We start from the raw sequence: 17014 nt of genomic DNA on the forward strand, positions 1-17014 counted from the left end.
CAAGAGCGATTCCAACAAGCCATCAATGGAGCCTGGGGTGACGAGCGAAACCTGGAATGCCGCTGCGGAGCCGACCGCCCACGCGCCCGCCAGCGAAGCGCCGATCACCGAACACCCGCTCTACGGTTTTCTGGAGGCCTGCGCCGGGCTGCTCGGGGACGGTGTCGACCATCCCGAGGCCTGGGCCGCGCTGTGCGATCTCAGCGCCGCGCATCGCGGGGCACTGCGCGAACTGATCACCGGCATCCTCGGCTTTCAGGCGCCGCCACTGCGCAAGATCATGGCGCTGCTGCTCGCGCTGATCGAGGTGCTGGACGGCGACCGGGTCCGCGGCATGGCCAGCCTGCGCCAGCTGGAGGCGCATTTCTCGCTCTGCCCCCAGGTCGCCGGCGCGATCTTCTTCGCCGAACGCCAAGGCGATCCGGCACGCACCGCCGATCTTTCCGATCGCTTCTGCGACGCGCCCTTCGTGAAGTTCGAAACGCTGATCGACGGCACCGTCGCGCCCTGCTGCTCGATCTGGACGCAGAAGCGGCTGGGCCGGCTGGGCGAAATGAGCGCCGAGCAAATCTGGAACGGCGCCGACGCGCAGGAGATGCGCGAAAGCATCCTCGATGGCAGCTTCCGCTTCTGCAACAAGCAGCGCTGCACCTATATCCGCGAGGACGCCCTGCCCCGCCGCGCCGAGGTGACCGACCCGGTGCTGCGCGGGGTGATCGCCGATCACAGCACCGCGCTCACCCATCCGCCGCGCTGGCTGTTCCTCGCGCATGATTCGACGTGCAACCTCGCCTGCCCCTCGTGCCGCGGCGAGCTGATGAGCGCGAGTGAGGCCGAGGAGCGCCGTTTCGACATCATCGAACAGCAGGTGTTCGAACCGATGCTCGCGCGCGGCGCGCTGACGCTGTCGCTTTCAGGGCAAGGCGATCCGTTCGCCAGCCACCATTACCGCTCGATCCTGAAGCGGCTCGCCGCGCATGATTACGAGCTGGAGCTCGATCTCCACACCAACGGCCTGTTGCTGAGCCCCGAGCGGTGGACCGCCTATGCCGGGCTGGAAAAGTACCGGCCGCTGGTGAACGTCTCGATCGATGCCTGCACGGCGGAGGTTTACGAGATTGTCCGCCGCCCCGGCAAATGGGAGAAGCTGGCGCCCAACCTCGCCTTCATCGCGGATAAGCGCGCCGCCGGCATTTTCCGCGAATTCCACATGAACGCGACGATCCAGCTCGATAATTTCCACCAGATGCCAGCGCTGATCGACTTCGCCCGAAAGCTTGGGGCCGATTCGATGCGGCTCTACATGATGCAGCATACCGGCGCGCATCTTTCGGCCGATTATGCCCGCAAGAACGTCGCCGATCGCACCCACCCGCTGCACCTGGCGTTTCTGGAGACGCTGCGCGATCCCGCGCTCGGCACCCCGACCGCGCATCTGTACGACGTGGCGGGCTGGCGCGATCAGGCGCTCGCCGAGACGCTGCCCGCCGACGCGCTAAGGGACGATGCCGATTATCAGGCCTGGCTCGACGCGATCGACGCGGCGATCGGCGCCGAGCAGCTTGGCGTGGTGATCGCGCTCTGCGTCGCCGGCCGCCGCCGCTTCGCCGAGGCGCTGCTGCACGAGATCGAGGCGCAGGCGCTGCGCCGGCTCGGCTTCACGCTCCAGGCAAGCTACCGCGACGCCGACCGGGCGCGCGCGTTCGGCGCTTGAGGCGCCCTAGCCCGCCGCGTCGATGATCGGCACGAACTTCGCCGCGCTCAGGCTCGCGCCGCCGACTAGCGCGCCGTCGACATCGGGCGTGCCCAGGATCTCGGCGGCGTTCGCGCCCGTCACCGATCCGCCATAGAGGATGCGGATGCCGTCCGCCGCCGTCCCCACCAGGCTCCGCAGCTTGGCGCGGGCGATCGCGTGGACCTCGGCGATTTCGTCCATCGTCGGGGTGCGGCCAGTGCCGATCGCCCAGCGCGGCTCGTAAGCGAGGGTGAACCAATCGGGCGCGGCATCGTCGGGCACCGATTTCTCGATCTGCGCCTGTACGACGCGCGCGGCGCGGCCGGCATCGCGCTCGGCCTCGGTCTCGCCGACGCACAGAATCACGTCGAGGCCGTGGCGGCGCGCGGCGGCGGCTTTCGCCCATACGTCCTGGCTGGTTTCGCCCTGATCGCCGCGCCGCTCGCTGTGGCCGACAATGGTGAAGCGCGCCCCCGCCTCCTTCACCATCGCCGCAGAGACGCAGCCGGTATGGGCGCCGGCGTCGTTGAAGTGGATGTCCTGCGCGCCGATCGGCAGCGCCGGCGCACGCTCGGCGGCGAGCGCGATCAGCGTCGCCGGCACCGCTACCGCGACATCGACTCCGGGGTGCGCGGCGGCGGCGGCGGCGATCGCGTCAAGCTCGGCGAGCGACGCGCGCGATCCGTTCATCTTCCAGTTGCCCGCCACCAATTTGCGCCGCATCGCATCCTCCCCATCGCTGGCGCGGCTGATGCCCGAGCTTGATGCCCGCGCCAAGCCCCCCTAAACGAGGCGCCTTCCAACCTGAAGGACGCGCTTTCCCGCCATGCTCACCCTGTTTCGTCGCTTAATCTATTCGCGCCTGGGGGCGGTGATCGCGCTATCCGCGCTGGTCGTGATCGCGATCGCCTTCGTGATCGGCGATATCGGCGGCCTGAAACTGGGCGGTGGCGCGCAGGGCGGGCCGCAGGCGGTGATCGCGACGATCGGCGACCAGACCGTGACCGCGGCCGATCTGCGCGAGCGTATCCGCAGCGATGTCAACAATTTCCGCCAGCAGCAGCCGACGCTGACCGAGCAGCAATATGTGGCGGCGGGCGGCTTCGACGGCACGCTGAACCGCACCATCGGCGGCATCGCGCTCGAGGAGTTCGGCAAGCGCATCGGGCTCGCCGCGCCCAAGAAGCTGATCGACCAGCAACTCGCCGCGATCCCTGGACTGCAGGGCGTCGACGGCAAGTTCAACAACGATGTCTACAAGCAGCTGCTCCAGCAGCGCGGGCTCACCGACCGCCAGGTGCGCGGCGACATCGCGCGCTCGATCATCATCGAGCAGCTCCAGCTGCCGATCCAGGGCGCGACGCAGGTGCCCACGAAGCTCGCCGAGCCTTATGCCGCGCTGCTGCTGGAGGAGCGCGTCGGCGAAGTGGGCTTCATCCCCGCCAAGGCGATCGGCGCCGGCGCGGTGCCGACCGCCGACGAGCTGAAGACCTTCTACCAGCGCAACCAGACCCGCTACCGCATCCCCGAGCGGCGCACGTTCCGCGTCGCGGTGGTCTCGCCCGAAAGCCTGAAGGCCGCCGCCGCGCCCACCGATGCCGAGATCGCCGCCGCTTACCGCGCGCAGGCCGCGCGCTTCGCCGCGCGCGAGACACGCGATCTGGCGCAGGTGGTGGTGAGCGGCCAGGCGCAGGCCGACGCGCTCGCCGCCAAGGTGCGCGGCGGGACGCCGATCGAGGCCGCCGCCAAGGCGATCGGGCTGGAAGCCGCCAAGCTCACCGGGGTCGATCAGACGGGTTATGCGGCGCAGACCAGCGTGGCGCTTGCCAAAGCGGTGTTCGCGGTGCCCCAGGGCGGGGTCGCCGGCCCGGTGAAGGGGCCGCTGGGGCTCACCGTGGTGCAGGTGGAGAAGGTCGCCAAGCTTCCGGCCAAGAGCGAGGCGGAGGCGCGCGCGACGCTGAGCGAGGAACTCGGCAAGGCCAAGCTCGCCAAGGCATTGTCGGACGCGCAGGAGCAGATTGGCGACGCGATCGACGCCAAGGGCACGTTCGGCGACATCGTCGCCAAGCGCAAGCTGACGGTGGAGACGGTGCCGCCCGTCACCGCCGCCGGAATCGACCCCGCGAGCCCTGATCGCCGTCCCAACCCGCAACTCCGCCCGGTGCTCGACGCGGGGTTCAAGATCGACCCGAGCGAAGGCCCGCAGCTGGTGCCGCTGGGGGCGGATGGCAGCTTCGCGGTGATGATCGTAGATCGCGTACTGCCGCCCTTCACGCCGCCGCTCGCCGAGCTGCGCGGGGTGATCGCGCGTGACTTCACGATCGATCGCGCCCAGCGCGGCGCGCGGACGGTCGCGGCGAAAGTCGTCGCCCAGGTCAATCAGGGCAAGCCGCTCGCCCAGGCACTCAAGGAAACCGGGCTCACGCTGCCGCCGGTGCAGCCGCTGCGCGCGGCACGGGCGCAGCTCGAACTGCTCGGCGCGCGCGCGCCGGCGCCGGTGACGCTCGCCTTCGCGATGGCGCCCAAGAAGGCGAAGCTCCAGGCCGCGCCCGATGGCCAGGGCTGGCTGGTCGTCTATCTCGACAAGATCAACCGCCGCGACGGCAGCGCCCCGCCGCAGATCGTCGCCGCGCGCCGGGGCGAACTGGGGCAGACGATCGGCAACGAATATCTGGAGCAGCTGGTGCGCGCGGTGCGGGCGCAGCTGAAGGTGAAAGTGAACGACGCCGAAGTGGCCAAGCTGCGCGCCGAACTGATGGGGACGACGCCCTGAGCGCGGTCCAGGGCATCCCCGCCGCGCGCGCGGCGCTGGCGCAAGGCCGGCCGGCGCTGCTGTGGCAGCAACAGATCGCCGACACCGAAACCCCGGTCGCCGCCGCGCTCAAACTGATCGAGCCGGGGCGCGGCGATTATCTGCTCGAATCGGTCGAGGGTGGCGCGGTGCGCGGGCGGCATTCGATGCTGGGCCTCGCCCCCGATCTGGTGTTCCGGGCCGAGGGGCAGGAAGCCGCGATCAACCGCCACTGGCTCACCGATCGCGACGCCTTCACCGCTTGTGCCGAGCCGACGCTCGCCGCGCTGCGGGCGCTCGTCGCCCAGTGCCGGATGGAGGTGCCGCCCGAACTGCCCCGCGCGCTCGCCTGCCTGGTCGGCTATTTCGGCTATGAGACGGTGGGGCTGGTCGAGCGTCTGCCTCGCGCCGCCGATCCGGGGCTCGGCCTGCCCGACATGATCTTCGTGCGGCCAACGGTGATCCTGCTGTTCGATCGGCTGGCGGACAGCCTGTTCATCGTCGCCCCCGTCTGGCCCGATGCCGCGCGCGCGCCCGATGCACTGATCGCCGCCGCCGCTGACAGGATCGAGGCGACCGCCGCTCGGCTCGCCACCGCACCGCTCCCCCCGCAGGTGCGCGGCGAGCCGGCCGAGATCGCGCTCCAGCCTGTGCTGCCGCCGGGCCGCTATGCCGAAATGGTGGCGGCGGCGAAGGACTATATCGTCGCGGGTGATATCTTTCAGGTGGTGCTCGCCCAGCGCTTCACCGCGCCGTTCGCGCTGCCCCCGTTCGAGCTGTACCGCGCGCTGCGACGGGTGAACCCCTCGCCCTTCCTCTACCACCTCGATCTGCCGGGCTTCGCGCTCACCGGATCGAGCCCCGAAATCCTGGTCCGCGTGCGCGATGGCGAGGTGACCATCCGCCCGATCGCCGGCACCCGCCCGCGCGGCCGCACCGCGCTGGAGGACGATGCCAACCGCCTAAGCCTGCTCGCCGATCCCAAGGAGCGCGCCGAGCATCTGATGCTGCTCGATCTGGGGCGCAACGACGCGGGCCGCGTGGCCGAGGGCGGCACGGTGAAGGTCACCGACAGCTATTTCATCGAATATTACAGCCATGTGATGCACATCGTCTCGAACGTCGTCGCCCGGCTCGACGCGCGGCACGACGCGCTCGACGCGCTGTTCGCGGGGTTCCCCGCCGGCACCGTCTCGGGCGCGCCCAAGGTGCGCGCGTGCGAGATCATCGCCGAGTTGGAGCATGAAGCACGCGGCGCCTATGCCGGCGGCGTCGGCTATTTCTCGCCCGATGGATCGATGGATTCGTGCATCGTGCTGCGCACCGCGGTGGTGAAGGACGGGATGATGCACGTCCAGGCCGGCGCGGGCATCGTCGCGGACAGCGACCCCGCCTATGAGCAGCGCGAGTGCGAGGCCAAGGCCGGCGCCCTGCTCGCCGCCGCGCGCGAGGCGGTAGCGCGGGCGAGCGACGCGGGGTTCGGGCAGTAGCACCCCGCGGGACAGCTCCCGGCCAATAACGGCGCGCTTTGGGCCGACCTTTCAGCGCTCCAAACGTTGCAGCCGGAGTCGATAGGTCTGCTCTAACTCGGCGGTGCGTCGGCGCGCCTCGCGATCGAGGCAGGCGAGCAGCGCGAGCGGGCCGCCGGTCCCGCCATCCCACAGCCGATATTCGGCGTCGCACGTCGCCTCGCGATAGGCGACCCAGGCGCGCTGCGCCTTTTTCAGCCGCAGCCGGTCGGCGGCCGCGAGCACGCCCATGATCGTGCGGTAGCGATGGTTGAGTTCGCCTTCGTCCTGAACGCGAGCCGCCGCCAAGCATTTGGCGATTTCATAGGTCTGCCCTTTGGCAAAGCAGGGCGACTCGTCGTCCGCCGCGACGGGGGAGGCTGCCATCAGGCTGATCGCAAAGAACCACATGGCGTCAGCTTAAGCCTGTTAAGTCATTGGTTATAGTTGTCTTTATGCGAACCGCGCGCGCTATTGCCCCCGCGCCTTCGCCGCGCGTTCGGCCTGCCATTGCTGGATCAGTTGCAGCGTGCAGCCTGTCTGCCCGCCAGTGCCGATGGGGGAGCAGGTGTTGGGGATGCCGCTCGCCCGGCGGCTTTCCTCGTCGAGCACCAGCGCACGGGCGCCCCAGGCCTGGTTCTGCGGCTTTACCGGACCTTCGTCGCGCAAGGCGCGCGGCACGCGGTACGGGCTTTCGATCGGCGCGCACACCACGACTTCGTTGCCCTCGGCCTTGGGGCAATCCTGGCCGGGCTTGATCAGGATAGACCGAATGCGCTGCGGCGGTTCGGCCTGATAGCTGTCGTCGGCCGGCTGCTGCGCGAACGCCGCCGCGGGAAGCGCGATCAACGCCGCCATCAACACTAGCCGCATCCGCTTATCCTTTCGTCCCTCGCCCTCGCACGTGGGGCCTTGCGGGGGGATGAACAAGTGTTTGATCGCGCAACGACCCGCGCTAGGCTCGGCGGCATGATCGCTCGCCTGTTCGCGCCGTGCGCCCTGCTGCTCACCCTTGTCCTCGCCCTCGCCGCCCCGGCCCGCGCCGAATGGCCGGTGCGCGAGGGCGATGTCACGCTGCGCGACGTACGCTTCAAATCGGGCGAAACGCTCGCCGAGGTGCGGCTGCGTTACCGCCTGCTCGGCACCGAACATCGCGATGCCAAGGGGCGGATCGACAATGCGGTGATGGTGCTCCACGGCACCGGCGGATCGGGACGCAACTTCCTGGTGCCCCAGTTCGCCGATGAGCTTTACGGCCCCGGCGCCCCGCTCGATCTGGCCAGGACGCTGGTGATCCTGCCCGACAATATCGGCCACGGCGCCTCCTCCAAGCCGAGCGACGGCTTGCGGATGAAATTCCCGCATTATGATTATGACGATATGGTCGCGCTCCAGCACCGGCTGCTGGTGGAGGGGCTGGGCGTTACCAAGCTGCGGCTGATCCTCGGTACCTCGATGGGGTGTATGCATGCTTTCGTATGGGGCGAGACCTATCCGGGGTTCGCCGAGCGGCTGGCGCCGTTCGCGTGCAACCCGGTCGCGCTCGCCGGGCGCAACCGGATGTGGCGCAAGATGGCGATCGACGCGATCCGCGCCGACCCGGCCTGGAACGGCGGCGACTATACCAGCCCGCCGGCGATGGGCGTTCGCGCGGCGGCGAACCTGCTGATCCTCGCCGGGATCAACCCGCTCGCCGCGCAGGCCCAGGCGCCAACCCGCGCCGCCGCCGATGCCGCGCTCGACGTGGCGTTCGAGCGCGCGCGCCAGTTCGACGCGAACGATGCGCTCTATTTCCTCGACGCATCCCGCAACTACGATCCCTCGCCCGCCTTGGAAAAGATCGCGGTGCCGGTGCTGTGGATCAATTCGGCGGATGATTTCATCAACCCGCCCGAGCTTGGCTTTCAGGCGACGCTCGGCCCGCGGATGCCGCGCGCGCGGACAATCCTGATCCCGGCGAGCACCGAGACCAAGGGCCACGGCACCCACACCTGGGCCAAGTTCTGGAAGGCGGACCTCGCCGCGCTGCTCGCTCTTCCCACCATCCCGCCCGCCCGCTAAGGGCGCGCGCGTGATCCTCGTCATCGACAATTACGACAGCTTCACCTGGAACCTGGTCCATTATCTGATGGAGCTGGGTGCCGAGGTGCGAGTGGTGCGCAACGACGCGCTCACCGCCGCCGAGGCACTGGCGAGCAACGCTCATGCCTTCCTAATCTCGCCCGGCCCCAAGACGCCCAACGAGGCGGGGGTCTCGCTCGATCTGGTCGCCGCCTGCGCCGAGGCCGGCAAGCCGCTGCTCGGCGTCTGCCTGGGACATCAGGCGATCGGCCAGCATTTCGGCGGGCAAGTGGTGCGCGGCGGGCTGATGCATGGCAAGACCAGTCCGGTGCGGCATGACGGCACCGGGCTGTTCGCCGGCCTCCCCTCGCCCTTCCAGGCGACGCGCTATCACTCGCTGATCGTCGATCCGGTGCCCGAAGGGCTGCTGGTGAACGCCACCGCCGAGGACGGATCGGTGATGGGCTTCCGCCACCAAAACCTGCCGATCCACGGCGTGCAGTTCCACCCCGAAAGCATCGCGACCGAGCATGGCCATGCGATGCTCGCCAATTTCCTGACGCTCGCCGGCGTGAAGGCCGTGGCGTGAGCGACCGAGGACTTGTGCGTATTCCCGGAAAGTCCCTTCCCCGGCGAAGGCCGGGGCCCAGTCGCGACCGCGTAAGGCCACGCGCGCGCCTGATCTGCAGCCGCGCCGCTGGACCCCGGCCTTCGCCGGGGAAGGTGCAGGAAGCCGCGAGGGCCGCGCTCCAACCGTCACACCGGACTTGTTCCGAGGTCCACCGAGGCGCCGGGACCGGCGACCGTAGGGCCGGATACATCGGTGGATGCCGCCCTTGACCATTTTTACGCTTCCAGCCCTTCCCCGGCGCAGGCCGGGGTCCAGTGGTGCCGTCGCCGCAAGCGTCGCACGCCGTGCCAACCCGTACGCGGCTGGGCCCCGGCCTGCGCCGGGGAAGGCGTTAGGGGCGTGACGGCTTTGGTTACCCTCCCCAACCCCGCCGCGCCGCTCGATGCCGAGCAGGCGGCGCGCGCCTTCGCCGATATTCTCGACGCCAAGACGAGCGAGCAGGCGATCGCTGATTTCCTGATCGGCCTCACCGAACGCGGCGAGACCGCGACCGAAATCGCCGAAGCCGCCAAGGCGCTGCGCGAACGCCTGATCCCCATCGACGCCCCGCCGGGCGCGATCGACGTGTGCGGCACCGGGGGCGACGGGCACCATACGCTCAACGTGTCGACGGCGGTGTCGCTGGTGGTGGCCGCCGCCGGGGTGCCGGTCGCCAAGCATGGCAATCGCGCCGCTTCCTCAAAAGCGGGGGCGGCGGACACGCTCGAAGCGCTGGGCCTCGACATGGATCGTGCCGGCGCGACCGCCGAGGCGAGCCTGCGCGACATCGGCATCTGCTTCCTGTTCGCCGCCAACCATCACCCGGCGATGAAGCGGATCACCCCGATCCGCCGCCGCATCGGCAAGCGCACCATCTTCAACCTGATGGGGCCGCTCGCCAACCCCGCGCGGGTCGGGCGCCAGCTGATCGGCATCGCCCGGCCCGATTACGCGCCCGTCTATGCCGAGGCGCTCGCCCGGCTCGGCACCGAGGCGGCGCTGGTCGTCTCGGGCGAGGAAGGGCTGGACGAGCTTTCGGGCGCCGGCCCCAGCGTGGTCGAGCGCGTCGGCGCCGCGACCCTCCCGCCGCGCATCGCGCCCGAGGATGCCGGCCTCCCGCGCCACCCGATCGCGGCGATCCGGGGCGGCGACCCCGCCTTTAACGCCGCCGCCCTGCGCCGCCTCCTGAACGGCGAGCGCGGCGCCTATCGCGACGCGGTGTGCCTGAACGCCGCTGCCGCGCTTGTCCTCGCCGAGCGCAGCCCCGATTTGCCCGCAGGCGCGGCACGCGCCGCCGACATGCTCGATAGCGGCGCCGCCGGCGCGCTGCTCGATCGCTGGATTAGCTATGACCATCCTTGACCGTATCCTCGAAACCAAGCGCGCCGACGTCGCCGCGCGCAAGGCGTGCACGCCGTGGAGTGCGCTCGACGCGCAGATCGCCGATCAGACCGCGCCCCGCGGCTTCCGCGCCGCGCTCGACGCCAAGGCGGCGACCGGCCCCGCGTTGATCGCCGAGATCAAGAAGGCGAGCCCCAGCAAGGGCGTGATCCGCGCGGATTTCGATCCCCCCGCCCATGCCCGCGCCTATGAGGCCGGGGGCGCGGCGTGCCTCTCAGTGCTGACCGACGAACCCTGGTTCCAGGGGCATGACGCCTATCTCCAGGCGGCGCGCGCCGTCACCGCGCTGCCGGTGCTGCGCAAGGATTTCATGGTCGATCCCTGGCAGGCGGCCGAATCGCGCGCACTGGGGGCGGACGCGATCCTGCTCATCATGGCCGCGCTCGACGACACGACGCTCGCCGAGATCGAGGCGGCGGCGATCGATTGCGGACTCGACGTGCTCGTCGAGGTACATGACGCCAAGGAGCTGGAGCGCGCGCTGAAGCTCAAATCGCGGTTGATCGGGGTCAACAACCGCGATTTGCGTGATTTCACCGTGAGTTTCGAGCGGACTTTCACGCTGGTCGATAAGGCGCCGCCGGGCTGCACCTTTGTCGCCGAAAGCGGGCTTTCAACTCGTGCCGATCTGGACACCATGCGCGCGCGCGGGGTGAGCTGTTTCCTCGTCGGCGAGGCGCTGATGCGCGCGAGCGACGTGGCGGCCGCGACCCGCGCGCTGCTGGGGCGGGACGATGGCTGAGCTCACTCATCTCGACCAAAGCGGCGCCGCGCGCATGGTCGATGTGAGCGCCAAGCCCGCGACCACGCGCGAGGCGACCGCCGAGGGGCGGATCACCATGTCCGCCGAGGCCGCGCGGGCGATCGCGGAAGGCTCGGGCAAGAAGGGTGACGCGCTCGCGGTCGCGCGCGTGGCGGGCATCATGGCGGCCAAGCGCACCAGCGAGCTGATCCCGCTGTGCCATCCGGTGCCCCTCAGCCATGTCCGCGTCGAGCTGCTGCCCGATGAAAGCGGCGTCACGGTGCGCGCGACCTGCGCCTGCACCGGGCCGACCGGCGTTGAAATGGAAGCGCTTACCGCGACTTCGGTCGCGCTCTTGACGCTTTATGACATGGCGAAGGCGATCGACCGGGCGATGGTGATCGGCCCGGTGGCGCTGCTCGCCAAATCGGGGGGTCAGTCGGGCAACTGGGTGCGCGCGGGCACTTAAAGCGATTTTCGAGCCGGCAGGTGATTCCACCTGCCTCGAAATCGCTCTAGCCGCATCAACACAGCCCGATTTCGCAAGCGCTTCGCCCTGCGCTTTGGCATCGTCCGCCTTATGCCAAATCGAGGGATCTGCTCGATCGTCTTGCTCGGCCTGGGGCTGATCGCCGCGCCCGCGCGCGCCGCACCCGAGGAAATCCAGGTCTATATGGATGAGTTGAACGCGCCTTGGGAAACCGGGCTCGACATCCATTTCAACTATGTGCCGAGCGGCCTGCCGGGCATCGATTACGAGGGCGAGCAAGCCTCGGTTAACCGCTTCCGCTACACCCCCGAATTCTCGCTGGGGCTGCCCGGCAATTTCGAGCTTGGCCTCTATCCCCCGCTCGGCACGATCGACCGCGAGGGACGGATCGCCGCGCACGGGGTGAAGGGCCGGCTCAAATGGCTGGGGCCGGTGCCCAAGGGCGCGACCTGGTGGTGGGGCGCCAATTTCGAGATCGGCTATGAGGATAAGGCGCTCTCGATCAACCCGGGCAATGCCGAGTTCAAGGCGATATTGGGCGGGCGCTTCGGCCGGTGGACGGTGGCGGGCAATCTCAACATGGATTTCGTCGTCGCCGGATCGCAACCCGCGCCGTTGTCTTTCGATCTCGATACAAGAATAAGCTACAAGCTATCGAAAAGGCTGGAGATTGGGGTGGAGGCCTATGACGGCTTCGGCACCACGCGCGATTTCGGCGCCTTCGCGCAAAGCGAGCAGACGGTGTTCGCGGTGGTCGACGTGGATGTCGGTGGCGGCTGGGGGGTGAATTTCGGCGTCGGCCTCGGCTTCGGCGCGAACCCGGACGATGTAGCGGTGAAGGCGATCCTCTCGGTGCCGTTCAGCCGGCGGCGACGGGCGTGAAGGGTGAACACTTGGACGGGGGAACCTCTGTTACCCGTTTTAAGCGGCAAGGGCGCAATCAAAAGTCTGTGCTAGCGATAGCACCCGTCGATATTCTTCGGTCCCGAATAGCTTGGCCGGAGCGGAAATCCGAGTTCGGACTTAAGGGCTATGTCAGCGCTGCAATAGAGCCGGCTCGCTTGAGTACGAGCGACCTGCACGAATTGATAGGGCGTGCCCAGCCCACCTGTGTTACGAACGAGAGCATAACTCTTTATAATTGTTTTTGCGGGATTGGGGACGCTATCGACAATTTGCCGATCGGCTATGAACGCAACGGTCGTCATTCGGCCTCTATAGCGGGCACGTGCAAAACGAATTGAGGTTATCGCATCTTCGTCAGCATGCGGCCGATCTACGAAGCGATCAACCTCATCGACCGTTGCAATTGATCCCCCGACCCTTACAGTGATGACGTTATAGCCCCAAGCGTTGCCGTTTTCACGCCAATCAAGGGTGATGCTACCGTCCATTCCGTCTCCCGCGATGTTCCGCACCGGATTATTTCCGGCCCGTAGCGGAATAGGAGCGACGTTGGAGAGAGCCAAAGAAGCTGCAGCAGCGAGCGTCATCACGGCAAAGTCCGTGCCCAAGGAGTGCCCAGTCTAACCCTCGATGTCTGTGTGCGCAATCAAGGTGAAAGCCAAGCTGTGGCTTCATATTTGCCGCCCCGCTTGCCCCCACCCTCGCCCCCGTGGCACGGCGAACACCATGAGCCTGCTCAGTGTCGCCGAAGCCCAAGCGCGGTTGCTCGCCGCTGCCCCGCGCGTGGCGGTAGAGACGTGCGCGCTCGGCGCCGCCGCCGGGCGCTGGCTCGCCGCGCCGCTCATCGCCCGGCGCGATCAGCCGAGCGCGGACCTGTCGGCGATGGACGGCTATGCGCTGCGCTTCGCCGATCTCCCCGGGCCGCTGAGCGTGATCGGCGAAAGCGCGGCGGGGCGTCCCTTCGCCGGCAGGATCGGTGCGGGCGAGGCGGTGCGCATCTTCACCGGCGCGATCGTGCCCATGGGCGCCGACACGATCCTGGTGCAGGAAGAGGCGGCGCGGGCTGGCGTGGAACTCCACCTCGCCGGCGAAGGCCCCGGCGCCGAAGGCCGGCATATCCGCCGGCGCGGCCAGGATTTCGCGCAAGCCGCCGAACTGCTTCCCGCCGGCGCGCGGCTGACCCCGGCGGCGATCGGGCTCGCGGCGGCGGCGGGGCATGGCGCGCTTGCCGTCCACCGCCGGGTGCGCGTCGCGATCGCGGCGACCGGGGACGAACTCGTGCCCCCCGGCGCGCCGGTAAACGACGGCCAGTTGCCCGAGGCCAATGGCGCGATGCTCGCCGCGCTGATCGCCGATCTGCCGGCGGACGTTACCCCGCTCGGCATCCTGCCCGATCGGCTGGAAGCCCTTACCGCCGCCTTCGCCGCGACCGAGGCGGATATTGTCGTCACGATCGGCGGCGCTTCCGTGGGCGATCATGATCTCGTCCGACCCGCGCTCGAAGCCGCCGGCGGCACGATCGATTTCTGGCGGATCGCGATGCGCCCGGGCAAGCCGCTGCTTGCCGGGCGGCTGGGCGACGCGGTCGTGCTCGGCCTGCCGGGCAATCCCGTCTCGGCGTTCGTCACCGCGAGCCTGTTCCTGCGCCCGCTGGTCGCGGCGATGGCGGGCGCTGCCGACCCGTTGCCGCGCCGCCGGCACGTACCCCTCGCCGCGCCGCTTCCCGCCAATGACGCGCGCGAGGATTATCTGCGCGGCTGGTGGCAGGATGGTGGCGTCGTGGCGGCAAGCCGGCAGGACAGCGCGATGCTCGCGACCCTGGCGCGCGCGACCTGCCTGATCGTCCGCCCGCCGCACGCGCCGGCGGCCAAGCCGGGCGACTCGGTGGAAATCCTCGACCTTGCTTGACAGCTGCTCGGATGTTTCCTAATCGTTCGGCGTTCGTTCGCGCCGGAGGTCTCTATGCTGACGCACAAACAGCATGAATTGCTTTGCTTCATCAACGATCGCCTGGCCGACACGGGGGTGTCGCCCTCGTTCGAGGAGATGAAGGAAGCGCTTGATCTGCGTTCCAAATCGGGCGTCCACCGGCTGATCAGCGCGCTCGAGGAACGCGCCTTCATCCGCCGCCTGCCCAACCGCGCGCGCGCGCTTGAGGTGCTGCGGATGCCCGAGCGTGCGGAGCCCAAGAAGCGCGCCGCCAAGGTCGATCCCAAGCCCGACAATTTCCGCCCGGCCCCGCCGCCCGCGAACGACGTGGTCGAGATCCCGCTCCACGGCCGCATCGCCGCGGGCGTGCCGATCGAGGCGTTCGAGGACTCGGCGACGCTCGCGGTGCCCGCCGCGTTGCTCGGCATGGGCGATCATTACGCGCTGGAAGTCGCGGGCGACTCGATGGTCGAGGCTGGGATTCTCGACGGTGACTATGCGCTCATTCGCCGCACCGAGGTGGCGCGCGATGGTGAGATCGTCGTCGCGCTGATCGACGATAGCGAGGCGACGCTCAAATATTTCCGCCGCGAGGGGACGATGGTGCGTCTCGATCCCGCCAACCGTGCTTATGATCCGCAGCGTTACCACCCGAAGCAGGTGCGGGTGCAGGGGAAGCTGGCGGGGCTGCTGCGTCGCTACGACTGAGCCAGGGATGCGCGTCGCCGGCGCGCGCGACGGTTATGACGCGGCGGTCCGAGAGAGTGATCGCGATCCCGCCGCTGCGTGCGAGCGCCGGGCGATCGAGCTTCAGCCAGCGCGGCGCGCAGGCCTTGGGCAGGCGGCGTTCGCTGATCGCGATATCGGCCTCGGCGCAGGCGGCGATGAGCGCGGCATAGGGCACGGGATAGCTGCTGCGGGTCGCGAGGATGCGGACGCGGCGGCCGGCCGCGCGGCGATCGACGAGGCACAGGTCGGGGCTGCAGCGCGCATCCTCGCTCGCGTCGATCAGCCAGGGAACCCCGCCCTCGCCAGCGTTCTCGCCAAGCAGCGCCTGAACATAGTCGCCGGTCCGTTCGCGCAGGATCGCCAGCCGGCCATCGTCGAGCCGGAAGGCGACATGGCGGCCATCTCCGGTCACGAGCAAGTCGGGCGCCGGGGTGAATGTGGTCCATAGCGCCCCGGCCAGCGCTGGCGCGAGCCCCCAGAGCCGCCAGCGGGTCCGCCACACCACCAGCCACAACCCACCACCGACAATCAGCGCATAGGCCGCGCCCGGCATCGCCGGCAGCAGCGCGACCGCGCCCGGCGCCGCCGCCGTCACGCGCGCGAGCCACAGCAGCGCATCGATCGCCACCCCCGTCACCACCCAAAACGGCGCGCCAAGCCCGATCGCGTCCGCCGACAGCGCCAGCGCCTCGGCGGGCATCACGACAAAGGTCGTCAGCGGGATCGCGACGATATTGGCCAGCGCGCCATAAAGCCCCGCCTTGTGGAAATGGAACAACCCGATCGGGATCAGCGCCGCCTCGACGACGATGCCGGTGACCAGCAGCGCGACCGCCTGCCGGCCGAGCCGGGCGACCAACCCCTCCTCGCGCGGCGCGAGCCAGGCGCGCAACGGCCCCGCCTCGCTCAAGGCGACGATGCTCGCGACGGCGGCGAAGGACAATTGAAAGCTCGGCCCCATCAACGCCTCGGGCCACAGCGCGAGCACGACCAGCGCGCCGCTCGCGACCAGCCGCAGCGTCAGCGCCTCGCGCCCGAGCGCGAGCGCGGCCAGCACCAGCAGCGCCGCGACGCACGAGCGCACCGTCGGCACCTCCGCGCCGGTGAGCAGCGTATAGCCGATCGCCGCGACCGCCGCCGCGCCCGCCGCGATCAGCCGCAGCCGCAGGTGCAGCGCCGCCCAGGGCCAGAGCGCGAGCAGCCGTTCGACGAGCAGCATCACCGCGCCGACCACGGCGGTGATGTGAAGGCCGCTCACCGACAGCAGATGCGCGAGCCCCGCGCGCCGCATCGCCTCGGCATCGTCGAGCGCGATCGCGCCCTGATCACCGGTCGCGAGCGCGGCGGCGACCCCGCCCGCGCTCCCCGGCAGCTTTTCGCGGATATGCACGGCGAGGCCGGTGCGCAGGGTTCCCTGCCCGCCTCCGGGGGCGAGCAGCGCGACCGGCGCCAGCCCTCGTCCGGTCGCCCCAATGCCCGCGAACCAGGCGACGCGCGCATAATCATAGGCGCCGGGCACCGCGGGCGGCGGCGGCGGCAACAGCCGCGCGCGCAGCCGCAGCCGGGCGCCCTCACCCAGCCCCGCCGGGGCATCCTCGACCGCGAGATTGAGCCGCACGCGCGCCGGCACCGCGTCCGCCGCTGGCGCCAACTGCTCGATCCGCAGCGTGAGCCGGACCAGACCGCGCGGCGGCAAGGGCTCGACGCGCTCGACCCGCGCGGTGAGCGTCGCCACCAGCGGCCGCATCAGTACCGGCGCCGCGACCCGCTCGGCGCGCGCCCACACCAGCGCGAGCCCGGCGGCGGCGAGGCCGCAGGCGATCGCCCCGCCCCGCGCCGCGCGGCCGCCCGCCTGCACCGCCCAGCACCCCGCGCCGAGCCCCGCGATCAGCAGCAGCGCGAGCGTCCAGCCGCGCGGATCGGGCAACGCGAACCACAAGGCGATCCCCGCCCCCAGCGCGACGGGCGTCCACAGGAACAGGCGGTCGGCCTCCGCCTCCAGCCGCCGTTCCAGCCCGAGGCGCCACCGCGCGATGGCGGCGATTTGAAGCGCGGGAAAGCCCGTGCTAGAGCGCGCCGCGCCGGTTCCGGCCATTGTTTTTCTTCAGTTGG

General features: G+C 69.7%; 15 protein-coding genes and 1 pseudogene. 11 read left to right on the forward strand and 5 right to left on the reverse strand.

Annotated elements, in window-relative coordinates; all coding sequences use genetic code 11:
• Positions 1-37 precede the first annotated feature (37 nt).
• Positions 38-1714, forward strand: a complete 1677-nt coding sequence (locus K2X73_RS06480) for an SPASM domain-containing protein (protein WP_294109344.1) — start codon at positions 38-40, stop codon at positions 1712-1714.
• A 6-nt stretch (positions 1715-1720) separates the two neighbouring features.
• Here K2X73_RS06480 and tpiA read toward each other — a convergent pair whose 3' ends face one another.
• Positions 1721-2458, reverse strand: coding sequence for a triose-phosphate isomerase (tpiA, locus tag K2X73_RS06485; protein ID WP_294109345.1), 738 nt, complete (start codon positions 2456-2458; stop codon positions 1721-1723).
• Between the two features lie 103 nt (positions 2459-2561).
• On the opposite strand from tpiA, the gene K2X73_RS06490 reads away from it, so the two are divergent.
• Together K2X73_RS06490 and K2X73_RS06495 are read left to right on the forward strand one after the other, a co-directional pair.
• Positions 2562-4508, forward strand: a complete 1947-nt coding sequence (locus K2X73_RS06490; protein ID WP_294109346.1) for a peptidylprolyl isomerase — start codon at positions 2562-2564, stop codon at positions 4506-4508.
• Positions 4505-6016, forward strand: a complete 1512-nt coding sequence (locus K2X73_RS06495) for a chorismate-binding protein (protein ID WP_294109475.1) — start codon at positions 4505-4507, stop codon at positions 6014-6016. The genes K2X73_RS06490 and K2X73_RS06495 overlap by 4 nt, the downstream gene beginning before the upstream one ends.
• A 51-nt stretch (positions 6017-6067) precedes the next feature.
• Here K2X73_RS06495 and K2X73_RS06500 read toward each other — a convergent pair whose 3' ends face one another.
• Together K2X73_RS06500 and K2X73_RS06505 are read right to left on the reverse strand one after the other, a co-directional pair.
• Complete coding sequence (locus K2X73_RS06500) at positions 6068-6421, reverse strand: lysozyme inhibitor LprI family protein (protein ID WP_294109347.1); 354 nt, start codon at positions 6419-6421, stop codon at positions 6068-6070.
• 84 nt (positions 6422-6505) lie between these two features.
• Positions 6506-6907 carry a hypothetical protein gene (locus K2X73_RS06505; RefSeq protein WP_294109348.1) on the reverse strand — a complete coding sequence of 134 codons (402 nt, stop codon included), beginning with the start codon at positions 6905-6907 and terminating at the stop codon, positions 6506-6508.
• A gap of 96 nt (positions 6908-7003) precedes the next feature.
• Between K2X73_RS06505 and K2X73_RS06510 the strand changes: the two genes are divergently transcribed.
• The 6 genes from K2X73_RS06510 (at position 7004) to K2X73_RS06535 (ending at position 12220) form a co-directional block, all read left to right on the forward strand.
• On the forward strand, positions 7004-8095 hold the full coding sequence (locus K2X73_RS06510) for an alpha/beta fold hydrolase (RefSeq protein WP_294109350.1): 1092 nt from the start codon (positions 7004-7006) through the stop codon (positions 8093-8095).
• 10 nt (positions 8096-8105) lie between these two features.
• Positions 8106-8684 (forward strand): aminodeoxychorismate/anthranilate synthase component II, encoded by a 579-nt coding sequence (locus tag K2X73_RS06515; RefSeq protein ID WP_294109351.1) that lies wholly within the window; start codon positions 8106-8108, stop codon positions 8682-8684.
• 381 nt (positions 8685-9065) lie between these two features.
• A complete protein-coding gene (gene trpD, locus K2X73_RS06520; RefSeq protein ID WP_294109352.1) occupies positions 9066-10067 on the forward strand; it encodes an anthranilate phosphoribosyltransferase in 1002 nt (333 codons plus the stop codon).
• Positions 10054-10848 (forward strand): indole-3-glycerol phosphate synthase TrpC, encoded by a 795-nt coding sequence (trpC, locus tag K2X73_RS06525; protein WP_294109353.1) that lies wholly within the window; start codon positions 10054-10056, stop codon positions 10846-10848. Before trpD ends, trpC begins: the two co-directional genes overlap by 14 nt.
• Positions 10841-11317, forward strand: coding sequence for a cyclic pyranopterin monophosphate synthase MoaC (moaC, locus tag K2X73_RS06530; protein WP_294109354.1), 477 nt, complete (start codon positions 10841-10843; stop codon positions 11315-11317). Before trpC ends, moaC begins: the two co-directional genes overlap by 8 nt.
• A 111-nt stretch (positions 11318-11428) precedes the next feature.
• Positions 11429-12220: a hypothetical protein gene (locus K2X73_RS06535; protein ID WP_294109355.1), complete on the forward strand. Its 792-nt coding sequence runs from the start codon at positions 11429-11431 to the stop codon at positions 12218-12220.
• A 71-nt stretch (positions 12221-12291) separates the two neighbouring features.
• Here K2X73_RS06535 and K2X73_RS06540 read toward each other — a convergent pair whose 3' ends face one another.
• Complete coding sequence (locus tag K2X73_RS06540; RefSeq protein ID WP_294109356.1) at positions 12292-12831, reverse strand: hypothetical protein; 540 nt, start codon at positions 12829-12831, stop codon at positions 12292-12294.
• A 139-nt stretch (positions 12832-12970) separates the two neighbouring features.
• On the opposite strand from K2X73_RS06540, the gene glp reads away from it, so the two are divergent.
• Positions 12971-14152 (forward strand): gephyrin-like molybdotransferase Glp, encoded by a 1182-nt coding sequence (gene glp, locus K2X73_RS06545; RefSeq protein WP_294109357.1) that lies wholly within the window; start codon positions 12971-12973, stop codon positions 14150-14152.
• Between the two features lie 54 nt (positions 14153-14206).
• On the forward strand, positions 14207-14881 hold the full coding sequence (lexA, locus tag K2X73_RS06550) for a transcriptional repressor LexA (RefSeq protein WP_294109358.1): 675 nt from the start codon (positions 14207-14209) through the stop codon (positions 14879-14881).
• Here lexA and K2X73_RS06555 read toward each other — a convergent pair.
• Positions 14880-16997, reverse strand: a pseudogene (locus K2X73_RS06555) (ComEC/Rec2 family competence protein); the annotation flags it as partial. The gene lexA and the pseudogene K2X73_RS06555 sit on opposite strands and share 2 nt — an antisense overlap.
• Positions 16998-17014: the final 17 nt, after the last annotated feature.

The organism is Sphingomonas sp., assembly GCF_019746665.1.
Lineage (GTDB): Bacteria > Pseudomonadota > Alphaproteobacteria > Sphingomonadales > Sphingomonadaceae > Sphingomonas.